Below are 14,229 nucleotides of genomic sequence, written 5' to 3'. Positions count from 1 at the left end.
ATCAATTTTCTGTCAGTTTACAGTTTGACTACATTTTTTAGAAAAAAAAGGAGGCTGGGGCAAAAGTCCTAGCCTCTCAATTATTTTTGGATTGTCGAGCAAGACGCAGTGGTTGAGTGGGCTCTACTACGCTAATTTCATCAGCTTTTACTGCCCTACTCAACTGTGCGGAGGTGGGACGACGAAATCGAATTCTAACGAATTACCGATTTCTGTCCCACTCTCTCTTAAAATAGATTCAAGATTTTACCTAAGAAATAAAGTAAAAGCAAGAGATAAGATAGGGCTGCACTAATCTGATAGGTTCGGTTCATAAAACGAGCTTCCCCTCTTACTGGAAAGACATAGGCCAACATGATCCCAGCTACTAAGCCACCGATGTGCCCCGCCATGCTGATTCCTGGCATGAAGCTAAAGATCAAATTGACCACAATCAAGCTGGTATAGGACTGACTCAAGTGGCGAATATAGGGACTTTGGACAATAAAGCGCAGAGCACCAATGGTCCCAAACAGTCCAAAGAGGGCTGTAGAAGCTCCTGCTGCAATCACACCTGGCGTAAAAATAGCAACAAAGACATTGCCCATCATGCCTGATAAGAGATAAAGAGCTAAGAAAGCTTTCGATCCAAAGAGATCTTCTGCCAAACGTCCCAAATAATAGAGGGTGATCATATTGAGCACAAAATGTTCTAGGCCGATATGAACAAATGTAGCTGTTACTATTCGCCAAAATTGGCTAGGATCGACTTTCACCACCTCTCCAATAATCCCACCGCTATAGTAAACAGCAGCACCTGTTTGGTAGTCGCCTCCAAATCGGATAAACATGGAAAGAAAGACTGCCGTTGTGACGAGCAGCAAGAGGCTGGTCACAGGATAACGACGATCAAAGAGTAACTTCATAGACTAGCACCTCCTGAACTGCCTGATCAAAAGCAGCTGGCTGGAACTCCTTCTGCTGGATGGAATAAATCGTACTAACCGTTTTTCCAGCAAAATCTGCTAAAAAACGATCATAATAGCCACCACCATAGCCAATTCGGTAGCCTTTTGACTGGAAGACCAAGCCTGGTACATGGATCAGATCAATCTCTGACTTATCCACAAGCTTTCCTTTTTCATTGGGCTCCAGCAAACCAAAGCGTGTCTTTTCCAAAATGTCAGGATCGTATTCCACAAATTCCATCCGCCCTTGTGGATAGGTACGGGGAACACAGACGCGTTTTCCAAGTTGAAGAGCAGCTTGGATCAAGCCAGCTGTGGAAACTTCATGATCAAAAGACAGATAGGTCGCAAGGGTCTTTGCCTCCTGAAAAGCTGGTAGCTCCAAGAGGCGTTGAGTCAGCTCTTCATCTGCTTGAGTTTTCACGGATTCTGGCAACCGTTTCATGGCTGCTATAGTTTCTTTTCGTAGTGTTTTCTTCATACCTACTCCTTTTGTCTAGCTTTTATTGTATCATTTTTTAGGAAAGATCCGAACAGTTTTTATAAAACAAAGAAAAAATCCAACTCCAGATGGAGTTGAATCATTCATTTATTGGTTAGCCTTCATTTTCAAAAATTTACCAATGTTTTCCACAGCAAAGGGAAGGGCTGCTTCATTTGGGCTCATCTTCGGATGGTGCAGGGCATAAGGGGTATCAATCCCCAACCAGAACATGACACCCGGGACCTTACTCAAGAGAAAGCCGAAGTCTTCTCCTGTCATCGCAGGCAGAATATCAATCAGGTTCACGTCTTCCTCAGCTGTGAAAAAGTCCATGAGTTCTTTGGCCAATTCTGGTTGATTTTCCACAGGCAGGTAGCCCCCTTGCTTGAGTTCCAGGTCCAATTTCACATCAAAGGCTGCTGCAACTCCTTCTGCAATAGCTTTGACCCGTTTTTGAGTCAAAAGGTTCATCTCCATGGTCAAGGTCCGAATGGTCCCATGAAGGAAGGCTGTCTCAGCAATCACATTATTGGTTGTTCCTGCATGCATGGAACCAAAGGTCACCACAGCACCTTCAATCGGATCAACATTTCGACTCACGACCGATTGGACTTGGGTAATGAAGTAAGAGGCTGCTACAAGAGCGTCATTGGCCTCATGTGGAAAGGCAGCATGTCCTCCCTTACCTGTAAAGGTAATCTTGACTTCACAGGTACCCGCAAAAAGGGTACCCGTATTGGTCGCAATGTCCCCCACCTTCAAATCAGGGCGTACATGCAGACCATAAAATTCATCAGGGAGCCAGTCGCCAAAAGCATTGTCCTTATACATGAGCATCCCACCAGCCTCATTTTCTTCAGCTGGTTGGAATAAAAAGAGAAGGTTATTTTTGGGTTGTACTTGGACCAGTTGATCCAAAAGTCCAAGGGCTGTCGTCATGTGCATATCATGACCACAAGCATGCATCCGTCCTTCGTGCTTAGAGGCAAAATCAAGGCCCGTTTGTTCCACAATAGGTAAGCCATCGATATCCGTCCGCCAGCCGATCGTTTTTTCAGGTGCAGCCCCATGGAGATAAACCAGGATCCCGGTCCGCCAAGTCCGTTGCTCTACAAAGTCCTTGCCCGCTGTGATCTCTGCGATTCGCTCTAAGAGGTAGGCTTGGGTTTCAAATTCTTCCAAGCCAATTTCAGGGATTTGGTGCAAATCCCGTCTGATTTTGATTAAATCCAATGTCATAGTCGTCTTCTTTCTATTAGAATAGAGGCCTTGCGGCCTCTACCATTCCTATCTTACAAATTACGCAAGGCGTCTTCCAACGCTGTTTTTTGTTGTGTTTTTTCGTCGATTTCCTTGATGATGCGAGCTGGGACACCCGCTACGACCACATTTTCAGGAACATCTTGAGTAACGATAGCTCCAGCGGCAACGACGGATCCGTTTCCTACTTGAACCCCTTCAATCACAACTGCATTGGCACCGACCAAGACATTGTCACCGATCCGAACAGGCTCAGCAGAAGCTGGCTCAATAACACCCGCAAGAACGGCACCTGCACCGATGTGGCTGTTTTTACCAACAGTAGCACGACCACCAAGGATAGCCCCCATATCAATCATAGTTCCTGCACCGATTTCAGCGCCAATATTGATGACAGCACCCATCATAACAACCGCATTGTCTTCGATGGTCACTTGGTCACGAATAATAGCACCTGGTTCGATACGCGCATTTAGATAGCGCTTATCCAGCAAGGGAACAGCTGAATTCCGGCCATCTTGTTCCACCACATAATCCTTGTTCTCTGTCAAGTTGGCAAGAAGGGGCTCGATATCTTTCCAGTCACCGAACAAAACATTGCCAAGCTTGGTAACAGAATCAGGAACAGCCGTTGCCAATTCCCCTTCAAAGGTTACTTTCACATTTGTTTTCTTTTCTGCATTTCCAATAAAAGCGATAATTTCTTGAGCAGACATTTTTTGTGCTGTCATAAGATTCTCCATTCATTTCAATTAAAGGTATCCATATTATATCACAAACCCAAAGAGATGAACACCTTGGCTATCGTTGAAACCGATGGCGATGTAAGCATTCTGAATTGGCTTCCTTTGAATGGACTCAGGGCTCTACTAGTTATCCTTCGCAAATAGACTCGTGTGTTCATTTCGAAATACACTCCATCTCTGTTTCCCATTGTCATTCACTTTCTGTTATTTTAGCACCAGTTTACTTCCCTTTTTCTTCAATTCCATAACTACTTCTGGCTCTCCTGGCATTTGATAAGTCGCTTGAAAACCTTCTCCACCATCTAGAAGCTCGCCCCAAACCAAATGTTGGGGATTTCCTAGTTTCTTAATGAGCTGGGCGAATTCTGTACCTTTTTTTCCTTTTTCAATAGTGATTTCTTTCTTACTGGTTGCCTTCTCTTTTGCTTCTAATAAATTCGTCGCATCAACCATCGTTAAGCGATACCCCTGGTCTTTCTCTTGTTCAAACCACAGACTGACATTTTTCTTCTCTTGATCTGTCTGATTGGCTACATAGGTCAAAACGAGAACCGTTTTAGAGCTATTGGCTGTTTTAGTGTAACGAACTTTTTGAGCCTTTCCCCATTTAGTCACAACCGTTTCCAAGCGTGTCCCCGCTTGTCGGCTCTGTTTTAAACGAACCTTCAAATTCACCACAGCTTCGATCGTCCACTGAAACCGCTTGGCTTTTTGTTCGCCTGCCACCAGATTTTGGTAGTTTTTGGGCTGGAAACTGGTGAGGGTTCTATCTTCCTTGATATCAGTATCCTGTTCTTGCACCTGGATAGTCGAAATCGACAGTAAAAGACCTAAAACAAAACACAAAGAAGGTAGTAAGAGTTCTTTTCTGTTCTTTTTGATCCACTCTAGCATTCGCTTTACCCCTTCTTACTCAAACGATACTGGCCACTCTGATCACGCTCAAAAGTCAAAGATACCAATCCATCTGTCACCTGGTAAGACAGGGCCAAAAGGTGTTTATCCTGAGTTCGCGTTAAACTAAGTGAGTTAGGAAGCCCTGATTTTTTCAAGACTTCCTCTACCATTGTTCCTTTTTCCTTTTTCCCATCTAGTGTCTGATAGCCCGTAAAATCTGCCAACTTCAAATCCTTTTCCTTCTTGTAGAGAGACGAATGAGGGACAAATCCTTGAACTGCACTTAGATAAAAGACACCATCCTGCTCATGAAATTCTATTTTATAAGGATAGATTCCTTTCACAGGAGTCCCATAGCCTAGCTGGACTTGCGCTCCAAAACTCGTATCTTCTTGTGTAAAACTCGCTGCTTTTCCAATTTTTTTGACGAATGCAGATAAAGTCACCCAATTTTTTTGTGTCTTTCCTTCTCCCCATGCAAGATCCAGTGAAAGCAAATTTTCTAGATCCGGCTCTTTGGAAGAAGAAGCGACAAATCGCTGACTATTTTCTTTCATTTGAGACAAACTCAACAAGTGATCTTTTGGCAAGGTTTTCACTGGATGAATCATAAAAACCAAGCTAGCACCAACGACAAAAGCTAGCAAAGCACTTGCAAGTGTTTGGAGGATTTTCTTATGATCTCTGATCCACTTTTTAATTTCTTCCATCCTTTATGCTCTTTCTATTCAAACTCTTTCTATTGTATAGAAAATTAGCGTATTTGTCTCGTCTTATCCGAAAGAAAGAGGCCCTTGCCTCTTTCTTTTATTCATTGATTTAGTAGCTGTCTTTACTACTCAAGAGGAAATCTCCATTTTCTTGGCGAATAAAGGTCAAGTCCACATAGTCCCCATTTTTCTTTTGGAAGTCCATGAGCATTTCCACCTTGTCTGAATAATCAGATGAACTCACCGTCAGATTGACTGCATCACCGTATTTTTCTAAAAGCTCTTTGTAAGAGGTTCCTCCAGCACCGGTCTCACTATTTCCAACTTTGAATCCATCTGCAAAGTTATCCTCAACCGTAAGATTTTTCCCAAATTGATTAAATTCAAATTTGACAAGCTGTAATTGTTTTCCCTTCTTAGAGAAGGTCGCTTTAACCTCCTTATTATAAGAGTTATCATCCCAGAATAATTTCAATTCTCCACTATCAAATTGAACAGAACTAGCCTTTCCATAAGCGTCGACCATTTCCTCAGGAGTTTCCCCATCATCCTTTTCAGTCAAAAATTGAAGTTGCTCGATATCAGACTGCTCCCAGCTAAAATCGGCTTCCGCATCTTCTGCGGTCAACTGGTCCAAATCAATATTGGATGAAGAACCAGACTGGTTGCCTGACCAAGAAGTGTGCTTTCTAGATGGTGACGTGCTAGGGCTGGCATGACCAATCAAATAGCCACTGACTCCACCGATGAGGAGACCCACTAAAATCCCAAGGGCAAAACGAATCGCCTTCTTGTCCGCAGTATCCATTGGTTTTCCAACGGGAGGAAGAGGAGCTTGTGGAATAGGTGTCTCAGGAACAGGCACTGTTTGCGGACTAACTGGTTCAGATACTGTGTTTTGAGGAGCTTGTGGCGCAGGCTGGAAAAGAGGAGTCGGTTGGGGAGCAGCAACTACATCTGAATTTTCTCCAACAGTCGTTTCAGCCATCTTTGGAAGTTCCACCGTTTCTGAAATGGCTGCTTCCTTTAATTCCTCCTTACCATCTGTTGCCTCTACCTCTGGAGTTCCCTCAGATTCTGGAACCTTCAAGTCTTCGGCTTCTTCTTTTGGGACAAAAATTGGCGCAGCCACATCAAAATGAGGCGCTCCATCTAAGGGAGTATGTTTCATAAATTGTTCTTGATCTTTCTCGGACATTTCGAATTCTCCTTTTTATTCTTCTCTTCTACTATAACATAAAACCAAGCAGGGACCAACTCCTGTCTGGATAGACTAAAAAAGATCGGAGAGATATCCGACCTTTTAGAAGCTTATCTTAAAATTTCTTGCGAAGGGTAACAATGGCAAGTCCTGCAAGTGAGAGCAAGCCCAATGTTGCCAAAACAACACCTGTTTCTTGCCCAGTTTTTGGCAATAAGCGGCCAACTACAGATTTTCTTGAGTCGCTTGAATTTGAGGAAGAACTAGAAGAAGAGCTTGAGCTCGATGAAGAAGTCGAACTAGAAGAACTTGAAGATGAGCTACTTGAAGATGAGCTCGATGAACTACTTGAGCTTGAGGAAGAGCTTGAGCTTGAAGATGAACTACTTGAAGATGAGCTTGAACTTGAAGAAGGACCTGTTGTACTTGGTGAAGTCGTCGTTCCAGTTCCAGAATCTCTATAACCTACAATGAAATTACGATAAATCGGATTGGAACTTTCTAACGAACGAATAATCAAGTGCCCTCGTGCATTACGATCAACGACCACTGTCACTTCACCTTCCCCATTATCCAACTGTTCAAAACGACCATCATCCACTGTCGTTTGTCGAATGTAGAGTTTAATAATTCCAGATCTATACATTGATAGGTCCAAGTCGCTAAATTGGATCGTGCCATTTTCTGTATTCTGACCTTGAGCAACTGTCTCCTCTTCGCCACTCTCAGATTTGTAAATTAACGCAAATTGGTAGGCTCCTGCGTCATGCGCACTTTCTTTCTTGCCTTCACGCGCTCCCACTACATCGACACGACCTGTTTTCAATTTCAAAACAAGTTTATCAGACTCATAATCTTCATAAGACGGCTGTTGCACAAGATCGAGATTGCCATTTCTATATTCATAAATTGCAGCTTTCGTCGTAGCAGACACTGGATGGGCAATAGCCATTCCCCCAACTAAAGATGAAAGCAATAAAAATTTTGCAAGATTCTTTTTCATATTTTTATTCCCTTTTAGATCATTTTCATTTTTTTACATTTTATAATACGCCTAATCAAATGACAACTTTTAGAGTCAAATAATTTTTTATGTTAAATAATTTGAGTAAAATATCAGTGCTTCACTGGTTTTACTACATGAGAAAAAACGATTATATCAACGATCCTGTAGAAATAATCAACAAGCGATCCGAAATTTTAACTATGTAGTGTTTTTTTAAAACGAACCAAGAGGGAACTTTTTTAAATTTTGCTTTCAAAAAAACGACCTCTTGCGAGATCGTTTTGTCTATTGATTAAAGACGAGCGTTGAGTTCTGCTCCAAGTTCTTCAAATCCTGGTTTACCAAGAAGGGCAAACATATTTTTCTTGTAGGCTTCAACACCTGGTTGGTCAAATGGGTTGATCGCGTTCAAGTAACCTGAAAGGGCGATGGCCAATTCGAAGAAGTAGATGGCATAACCAAGAGTGAAGGCATCTTGCTCAGGAAGAGTCACGTACATGTTTGGTACATCACCGTCTGTGTGGGCAAGAAGAACACCGTCAGTTGCTTTTTTGTTTACGAAGTCAACGTCTTTGCCTTGGAGGTAACCAAGTCCATCAAGGTCTTCTTCCAATGTAGGGATGATCACGTTCTTACGTGGTTTGTCCACACGGACAACTGTTTCAAACATGATACGAGTTCCTTCTTGGATAAATTGACCCAATGAGTGCAAGTCTGTTGAGAAGTTAGCTGAAGTTGGGTAAATACCTTTTTGGTCTTTCCCTTCAGACTCACCAGCCAATTGTTTCCACCATTCTGAGAAGTATTGAAGTGATGGCTCGTAGTTTACCAAGATTTCAGTTGCATAACCTTTACGGTAAAGGATGTTACGAACAGCTGCGTATTGGTAAGCTTCGTTTTCAGAAAGTTTGTCTGAAGTGTAGTCTTTACGGGCTGCATTCGCACCTTCCATAAGGGCTTTGATATCAGCACCTGATGCAGCAATTGGAAGCAATCCAACTGCTGTCAAGACTGAGAAGCGTCCACCGATGTCATCTGGAACTACAAATGTTTCCCAACCGTTGGCATCTGCTTCAACCTTAACAGCACCTTTTTGGCGGTCAGTTGTAGCGTAGATCCGTTTGTTAGCTTCTTCTTGACCGTATTTCTTAACCAAGAGTTCTTTGAAGACACGGAAAGCGATCGCTGGTTCAGTTGTTGTACCAGATTTAGAAATCACGTTGACTGAGAAATCTTTATCTGCAACGTACTCTACCAAGTCAGCAAGGTAAGTAGATGAGATTGAGTTTCCAGCATAAAGGATTTGTGGAGCTTTGCGTTCTTCTTTTGTTTGCAAGTTTGCAAAGTGGTGGTTCAAGAAGTCAATGGCTGCTTTCGCACCAAGGTATGATCCACCGATACCGATCACGACCAAAACATCGCTGTCTGATTTGATTTGTTCAGCAGCTTTCAAGATGCGGTCAAATTCTTCGCGGTCGTAGTTTTCAGGAAGGTCCAACCAACCCAAGAAGTCGCTACCAGCACCAGTTCCTTTACGGATCAATTCGTCTGCTGCAGTCACTTGTGCTTGCATGTAGTCCACTTCATGTGGGGCAACAAATTTACCCAAAACTTTTGAGTAGTCAAATTTAATATGAGACATGTTATTCCTCCAAATTTTGTTCTTCTCTATGATATCGCTTTACACGGATTTAATCAAGGGAAACCAATCTATAAAACGTTTTCATTTGCTAATTTTTTTATTTTCACAAATCAAGCAACGACGCAATAGCAATCGTTTGCATATTTGCACTATTTTTGGCTAGAAAATAAAAAAAAGAAGCTTCTCACGGAACTCTATTTTTTCTCTTTTATTCTTTGGATATCAAAGTCATTTCTACATGACTCTGGTGAGCAATAGCCCTCACGTCGCTTCGCTCCTCAGGGTCAATATCTCTAAACTCATCTGCGACTTGCAGGCTTGTTTCGTTAAGAGCATTCATAGGTTTACAGCTTTTTCCCTAACGGGAAAAACTGCATCCATTGCTCTAGGATTCATCTACGCCTTGCAGGCTAATTTCATTTTACGCTATAGCCCTCACGTCGCTTCGCTCCTCAGGATCAATATCTCTAAGCTCGGTTGCGCCTTACAGGCTTAATTTATTTACGCTATAGCCCTCACGTCGCTTCGCTCCTCAGGATCAATATCTCTAAGCTCGGTTGCGCCTTACAGGCTTACCTCACTAAGAGCTATAGAAAAAAGAGCACACAGTTCACTTCGCTTAGGGCTGCTGGATTCCTCCCCTGACCCGCTTCACGCAGAACTGTTGCTCCGATAGGTATTATATCATAATTTGTTCGATTTGCAAAGGTCCGGTTTTTATTCTTTTGTTTCGGCCTTGGCTGCGAGCTTGGCTTGTTTTTTTCGTTCCCGACCTTGGCGGAAGAAGGTCTGCATGATGGCTGCACATTCTGCTTCCAAAATTCCTGTTTCCACTTCCACCCGGTGATTGAGGCGCTCATCTGTCAAAATGTCATAGAGGCTTCCTGCTCCACCGAACTTCTGATTGGTCGCTCCGTAGACTACCTGAGGAATCCGGGCTAGTCCAATGGCACCACTACACATAACACAGGGTTCAATGGTCACAAAAAGAGTCGTATCCAGCAAACGCCAGCTCTCTTCATGCTGATTGGCTTCTTCAATCGCCATCACCTCTGCATGCATAACCGCTCGCTGCAATTCCTCTCGCGCGTTGTGGCCACGTCCAATGATTTCACCGTCTTTGACAATGACACAGCCAATGGGTATTTCCTCATGGGCCAAGGCAATCTCCGCCTCCTTCAGGGCTTCCCTCATAAACATCGCTTTTTCCTCTATCGTGTAGTCCATCTCTTCCTTCTTCCTTTTAGTTTCTTTGTTCATTATACCATAGGCAGCTTACGACTCACAAAAAAAGCCGCCGATTGGGCGACTCTTATGGGAGATTATTATGAAAAAGTTTAGGAGGTTTAAACAAAGTTAGGAGGTCTTTGTTTATGCTTCTAGTATAGCTGGCCTATCTTAAATAAAGCTTAAGTTCTCTGAGTATTGATGATTTTGGAAATATCACCACTTAGAATCTCAAAAATATCTGACAAATTGCTGGCTTACTACTATCCGCTTTGTCGCAGAACCAACTATTGTGGCATCGCTCATCCTTTACGTAACTCAAGGATTTGGTCATAGCGCTCTTCTTCATCAATATGATGGGCTATTTCTAGTACCGTGATCGGCAAAGAAAAGATTAGGTCTCTAACCAGACGACTATTTTTTTCGTCCAAAGCTGATGTCACTTCGTCCGCTAATAAAATATCCTTCTCGCGTAAGAGAAAACGAGCCAACTCTAATCTGACACGCTGACCTCCTGAAATGTTTTCACCATTATTATGAATTTCTACATTCAAAATATCCTGAAATTCATCTATTAAGCCAACTCGGTCCAATACCTCCAATAATTCATGGTCCTGAAAAGGCTGACCAAAAGTTAGATTATAGCGGATAGTATCGTTAAACAGGAAGGGATGCTGGCTAATTAAACCGATATTCCCTTGGAAATGACTCGTTATTTGATTTCCATCATACTGAACGAAAATGTCACCCTCATCACATACTTCTTCTCCTAAAATCAAGCGAAAAAGAGTCGTCTTTCCAGACCCGCTCGGTCCTTTGATTAAGACCTTCTGACCTACTGAAATCGTCGCCGTCAAATCAGAAAAAAGCTGACGTTCAGCAAAACTTTTTGAAATATGATTTAAGCGCAACGATTCGAGATTTTCAACAAATTGATCCTTTGTCTCTTCGAAATCAGGTTCTTCCTCGATAATCTTAAACAGGCGGTTCGCAGTCGGCAAGGCACCTTGGAGATTGGCTGCACTGTACATCAGAGTTTGGATCGGTTCTACCAGCATCCCCGCAGCAACATACATAGAGATGAGGCTTGTAATAGAAATAGAATTTCCCTGTAAACTCAAATAAAAGCCTAAAGCAAGAGGAACAACCTGACTAAAAAAGACCATAAATCCATTAAAGAAAAAAATAATATTATGTGTGAAACAAAATCTTTGGATGGCTTTTTGATATTCTCCGTTTAAATCATTCACGCGCTCTTCATTCAGCCTCATGGCCTGATTAATCCGTAAGGTTTGGCTGCCTTGCATACTATCCGAGACAAGCCCATGTAATTTCGTTCTAAGCTTGGACCAGCTGTCTCCCGAATCTTGTAAACGACGATTCATGATGAACTGAGGAATAGGTCTCATAATCGTAAAAATGACAAAAATAAGTCCTAAGAGAAAATTTTGTGAAACAATATAAATGGCTGTAACAAGGGCGACAAATCCCCAACTCACCATAACATTTATATTTTCCAAATAATTATCGCCCACATATTCCATATCTTGAGTTAGCAGACTAACTTTTTCATCATTGGAAAATTTAGGATTCAATATGACTTTCTTAAATAAAAGGGCACGGACACTTTTGTTGATTTCTCTTCGGAATATATTGTGCGAATGGTTTGAAAACAGCATCAGACTATAAATAACAAGATAGACAGACAAACCAAATAAAACAAAATTGAGAATTTTTCCATAAGAAAGGCCGTCTTGATCTAACTTCAAGGCCTTCGTTAAAATCAGAGGTTGCGCCAACACCAAACCACTATTCACAATACGCCCTAAAAAAATAGGAAAAAGATACTTCTTATCAATGTACTTATAAATATTTCTCATAATTATCATCCATCAAAATAGAGGGCTAGCACAACTCTCTTCTCTAATTTATTTAAAATCGTGATTATTTACAATCACAATTATAGTTAAATACTCTAGGTTTAGCATTCATTTTGTCATCGAATTTGTTATTCACTTTAACCTTCATGATATCTTCCTTTCTAGTCCACATCTAAAATGTCATTATAAGATTTTGACAAAGCGAAAAGTGCTAAATTTTTACGAATTTTTTCCTTCACACTTTTACATAGATAGCGTGAATTTGTCTTCGTAATTCGCTTGGCCATCGGACAATAGCCAGATTTACAGATTAAAACAAATGGGCACTCTTTGCAACTTGCATCAAGCCGAATAACCCAATCATTCAGTTTACTGTAATTCACAAAACCTTTATTAATGTTACCGAAAATATTTTGAGGTTCATATAAAGCAACTGTACATGATTGAACAATTCCTCTTACATTAAACATAAAATGATTTTTTCGATTAGAATAGCAGGTATAATTATTATTCACTACAACTTCTGGGGAAGAGATATGATATCCTGAAGTTACAGCTAACTTAGATAATTCAAAACTTGCATCTTTATCCAGTAAAGTAACGCAGTAATTTATATCTCTATCTCCTTTGCCCCAATTTCCAATATTATGATAAGAAATCTTAAATCTGGAATCATCTTTGAAATAGATACCATCATGTGTTAAAAACTCTTTAACATTTTGATAGTTATCTTTACTTACATTAAAGCGAATCACACAAATAAAATCAAATTTACTTTCTTGCATTGCTTTCAAATTATCGAATATACGATTATACGACAACCCACCGTTTTGCAATACTCTCTGATTATTATGACTTTCTTCATCTCCATCCAAAGTTATCTGGTAACTAGTCACTTTAAATTTTTCATTCAAATATCGAAACTTATTCTTAGTCAATAAATAACCATTCGTAGTGATTGCACTTTGATAATGAATCTGATATTTCTCACATAAATCTATAAAAACAGGAGACAACCGCTTGATAGTTTTATATCCCAACAGTGGTTCTCCTCCAAACCAGCCTACTGACAAATACTTATACTTCCCGGACTGAAGTTTTTCTTTCAAAAATTGGACAATGGCATCTTCTGTCTCTGTTGACATAGCAATATTTTCAAATTTTTCATAACAATACTTACACCGAAAATTACAATCTCCATGTGTCAAAATTGTTAGTTCCAATAATTCAGCATCTGTATCGCTTATTTTAGATAGATACTTTTCGACCTCATACTCACCCTCACTTAAATATTTATTTTTATCAAGATAAGCATGAAACTCTTTCCTAATCACATCATTGCTGTCGACTACTCTATTCAATTCATTCGTAAGAAAAAATGAATGATTGGTTTTAGTATTAAAATACAACGTACCATCATCAGTACTATATTTTAATATATATCGTGACAAATTCATATTATCACCTCTTAATCTGTGTGACTTAACCTACAGTAAGTGTACACCGATAGAAATATTAAATAAAGCAATATTCAGCAGATTAGAAAAGTTCCAACTTTTAATATTTTGGAAAAGGTTATCCTATAAAAGCTGCAATTTCGCCAACTTCTTGAGCAATATAGGTGGCGCCGGCTTCTTCCAATTCTTCCCTGCTTCCAAAGCCATAAAGGACACCGATAGAATCAAGCTTTTGCGCTTGAGCGCCAAGCACATCGTGCTCCCTGTCTCCAATCATGATGGTATGCGCCAAATCTGTAATCCCATTTTGCTCCAAGGCATACTGGATAACATCGCTTTTTTTACTACGTTTTCTATCCATGGTCGCACCAGCGACAAAGTCAAAATAATCATACAAACCAAAGTGTTTGAGAATTTGAATGGAAAATTCTTCAGGCTTTGACGTAGCTACAATCAACTGTTTGCCAGCCTGCTTGAGAGAAGCCAGCAAGTCAGGAACGCCTAGATAGACCTCATTTTCATAAAGGCCTTTTTCGGAAAAATACTCATGATAGTAGTCAATGGCCTTTAAACATTCTTCCTTAGAAAATCCATAAAAGCGCTCAAAAGACTCCTGCAAGGGCGGACCGATGAAAACTCTCAATGCTTTCTTGTCTGGCACTTGAATCCCATATTTTCCTAAGGCATAGGCCACCGAGTTGGTAATCCCTAGTTCTGAATTGGTCAAGGTGCCGTCTAGGTCAAATAAAATCGTTTGATACATTTTTTCCTC

13 protein-coding genes and 1 other RNA gene are annotated in these 14,229 nt (G+C 40.9%); all 14 read right to left on the bottom strand.

Annotation, left to right across the window (positions count from 1 at the left end; all coding sequences use genetic code 11):
* Positions 1-227: 227 nt before the first annotated feature.
* A complete protein-coding gene (locus PCY07_RS07765) occupies positions 228-905 on the bottom strand; it encodes a rhomboid family intramembrane serine protease (protein ID WP_215195172.1) in 678 nt (225 codons plus the stop codon).
* Positions 889-1,428: a 5-formyltetrahydrofolate cyclo-ligase gene (locus tag PCY07_RS07760; protein WP_215195171.1), complete on the bottom strand. Its 540-nt coding sequence runs from the start codon at positions 1,426-1,428 to the stop codon at positions 889-891. Before PCY07_RS07760 ends, PCY07_RS07765 begins: the two co-directional genes overlap by 17 nt.
* 108 nt (positions 1,429-1,536) lie before the next feature.
* Entirely contained in the window at positions 1,537-2,670 is a 1,134-nt protein-coding gene (locus PCY07_RS07755; protein ID WP_049523271.1) for an N-acetyldiaminopimelate deacetylase, read from the bottom strand.
* A gap of 53 nt (positions 2,671-2,723) precedes the next feature.
* A complete protein-coding gene (dapD, locus tag PCY07_RS07750) occupies positions 2,724-3,422 on the bottom strand; it encodes a 2,3,4,5-tetrahydropyridine-2,6-dicarboxylate N-acetyltransferase (RefSeq protein WP_215195170.1) in 699 nt (232 codons plus the stop codon).
* Positions 3,423-3,641: 219 nt separating this feature from the next.
* Positions 3,642-4,331, bottom strand: a complete 690-nt coding sequence (locus PCY07_RS07745) for a hypothetical protein (protein ID WP_301356612.1) — start codon at positions 4,329-4,331, stop codon at positions 3,642-3,644.
* A 5-nt stretch (positions 4,332-4,336) separates the two neighbouring features.
* The gene (locus tag PCY07_RS07740; RefSeq protein ID WP_301356611.1) at positions 4,337-5,044 is read right to left on the bottom strand and encodes a hypothetical protein; all 708 of its coding nucleotides are present in this window, start codon (positions 5,042-5,044) and stop codon (positions 4,337-4,339) included.
* Positions 5,045-5,153: 109 nt separating this feature from the next.
* Positions 5,154-6,242 carry a hypothetical protein gene (locus PCY07_RS07735; RefSeq protein ID WP_301556730.1) on the bottom strand — a complete coding sequence of 363 codons (1,089 nt, stop codon included), beginning with the start codon at positions 6,240-6,242 and terminating at the stop codon, positions 5,154-5,156.
* A gap of 118 nt (positions 6,243-6,360) precedes the next feature.
* A complete protein-coding gene (locus PCY07_RS07730; protein ID WP_301356545.1) occupies positions 6,361-7,248 on the bottom strand; it encodes an LPXTG cell wall anchor domain-containing protein in 888 nt (295 codons plus the stop codon).
* A gap of 295 nt (positions 7,249-7,543) precedes the next feature.
* Positions 7,544-8,893, bottom strand: coding sequence for a glucose-6-phosphate isomerase (locus PCY07_RS07725; RefSeq protein ID WP_215195166.1), 1,350 nt, complete (start codon positions 8,891-8,893; stop codon positions 7,544-7,546).
* Positions 8,894-9,475: 582 nt separating this feature from the next.
* Positions 9,476-9,571, bottom strand: an RNA gene (gene ffs / locus PCY07_RS07720) — signal recognition particle sRNA small type.
* A 39-nt stretch (positions 9,572-9,610) separates the two neighbouring features.
* Positions 9,611-10,120, bottom strand: coding sequence for a tRNA adenosine(34) deaminase TadA (tadA, locus tag PCY07_RS07715; protein ID WP_215195126.1), 510 nt, complete (start codon positions 10,118-10,120; stop codon positions 9,611-9,613).
* A 302-nt stretch (positions 10,121-10,422) separates the two neighbouring features.
* Positions 10,423-12,000 (bottom strand): ABC transporter ATP-binding protein, encoded by a 1,578-nt coding sequence (locus PCY07_RS07710; protein ID WP_049498605.1) that lies wholly within the window; start codon positions 11,998-12,000, stop codon positions 10,423-10,425.
* A gap of 161 nt (positions 12,001-12,161) precedes the next feature.
* Positions 12,162-13,457 (bottom strand): radical SAM protein, encoded by a 1,296-nt coding sequence (locus PCY07_RS07705; protein ID WP_003016815.1) that lies wholly within the window; start codon positions 13,455-13,457, stop codon positions 12,162-12,164.
* A gap of 118 nt (positions 13,458-13,575) precedes the next feature.
* On the bottom strand, positions 13,576-14,220 hold the full coding sequence (locus PCY07_RS07700; RefSeq protein WP_003002091.1) for an HAD family hydrolase: 645 nt from the start codon (positions 14,218-14,220) through the stop codon (positions 13,576-13,578).
* Between the last annotated feature and the right edge of the window lie 9 nt (positions 14,221-14,229).

It is taken from the genome of Streptococcus sp. SP1 (assembly GCF_030440005.1).
Taxonomy (GTDB): domain Bacteria; phylum Bacillota; class Bacilli; order Lactobacillales; family Streptococcaceae; genus Streptococcus; species Streptococcus parasanguinis.
The sequence above is the reverse complement of the archived record's forward strand: the minus strand, read 5'-3'. Positions and strand labels throughout refer to the sequence as shown.